General features: G+C 70.8%; 1 protein-coding gene and 1 pseudogene. Both read right to left on the bottom strand.

Annotation, left to right across the window (positions count from 1 at the left end):
• Positions 1-225 precede the first annotated feature (225 nt).
• Positions 226-1,008: an NAD(P)-binding domain-containing protein gene (locus HRF36_RS12585; protein WP_173210404.1), complete on the bottom strand. Its 783-nt coding sequence runs from the start codon at positions 1,006-1,008 to the stop codon at positions 226-228.
• Positions 1,009-1,082: 74 nt separating this feature from the next.
• A pseudogene (locus tag HRF36_RS12580) lies at positions 1,083-1,707 on the bottom strand (hypothetical protein); the annotation flags it as partial.

The raw sequence follows: 1,707 nt of genomic DNA, 5'->3' as shown, positions 1-1,707 counted from the left end.
GACGACGAGGAGGAAGAGGACGACGTGTCGGTCGACGAACCGGAGTCCATCGAGCAGGCCGCGAGGCTGAAGACGAGTGCGCCCGAGGCGACGAGACCCAGCGTGGTCTTGGTGATGTTCTTGCGAGTGAAGGCGTTCATGGTGAAGCTCCTTGTCTGTTGGTCCCGGTGGGGATGTACAGGGTTCGCCACCGTCACCGAAAAAGATTGGAACGCATCGAATTCGTTACCCCGCCGTGACCTCGACCCGTTCGTCCGTGCCGTCGGCCGGGCTCGATGCCCGACGGGCACGAGCCACCGCGAGCCCTCGTTGGGAGGTCCAGAAGTCGCGGACAGTTTCGCGGAGCTCGGCCGCCCCGACGTCGGCACCGAAGGCGAGCGAACCGGGCTCGAGCGCGATGCCGTCGGCCAGGGTGGGCAGGGCCACCGGGTCGAACCCGACGGCGTCGACGAGGTCGGCGACGAGGTCGAGGGCCTCGCGGTCGTCCGAGGCGAGGGCGATCGCGCTGCGCTCGGGGTCGCCTGCGGGCAACGCCCCTTCGTCGAGGTCGTGGTACCCCATGTGGTTGAAGCCCTTGACGACGCGCGACGCGGGAAGGTGGCGCTGCACGAGTTCGCTCGTCGAGGTACGGACGTCCGAGAGGTCGTCGCGCAGACCGTCGGTCTCCCACCAGTAGTTCATGGCGTCGACGACGACCTTGCCGGCCAGCGCATCCACCGGTACCGAGTCGAGCTTGCCGAGTGGCAGGGCGAGCACGACGATGTCGGCCTCTCGTGCCGCGTCGGCCGACCAGACCGCCCGAGCCCCGGGGGCGATGACGTCGACGATCAGGCGGATGCGGGCGGGATCTCCTGATCCGGAGAGCAGGACGGGGTGGCCGGCGGCGTGGACGAGGCGGGCGAGGACGGTGCCGACCTTGCCCGCGCCGAGGATGCCGATGGTGGTTGCGGACGTCATGTGTCGTGCAACCGACGAGGGTGCTCGGGGATTCCGGACGCGGCGGTGCACCGCAGGCCCCTGAACCAGGTCTGCGGTGCACCGTCGGTGTGGAGTCGCTCAGGTCCGAGCGACGGGCGTGGCCGTCAGGCTCGTGCCGTCCGCCGACGGGCCGCGACGAGCAGGCCGAACCCGACGAGCAGTGCCAGCAGCCCACCCGCGAGCGGGGCCGTCGTGTGACTGCCGGTGAAGGCGAGCGACGACTCGGCGGCGAGGGCCGAGGAGGCGCTGGTGCCCGAAGCGAGGACGCTGCGGTCGGTCGAGGCGGTCACGAGGGCAGCGGTCGTGGTGACCGCCGTCCCGTCGGTGATCGCCGGCGTGGTGACCTCGTCGCCCGGTGTGGTGGGCGTCGTCGGGTCGACGGGATCGGTCGGGTCGAACGGCTCGGCCGGGTCGACGGGGATCGTCGGATCGGTCGGGTCGGTCGGGTCGACCGGGACGGTCGGGTCGGTCGGATCGGTCGGGTCGACCGGGACGGTCGGCGTGGTTCCGGTCGTCCCGTCCGTGGCCTCGCTGTCCCCGATCACCGAGACGGCGTTGCCCGACAGGTCGATCGGCAGCGTGATGGACGGCACGATCTGCGTGCCCCCGAGGATGCCGTCGTCACCACTGGTGCTGCCACCGGTCGTACCGGTACCGGGGCCGGTCGAACCCGCTCCGGTCGTGGTCCCCGTGCTGGACGAGTCACCGACCACCGAGATCGCGTTGCCA

The organism is Frigoribacterium sp. VKM Ac-2836 (assembly GCF_013248995.1).
Lineage (GTDB): Bacteria > Actinomycetota > Actinomycetes > Actinomycetales > Microbacteriaceae > Frigoribacterium.
This window is presented reverse-complemented; position numbering and strand designations above follow the sequence as displayed.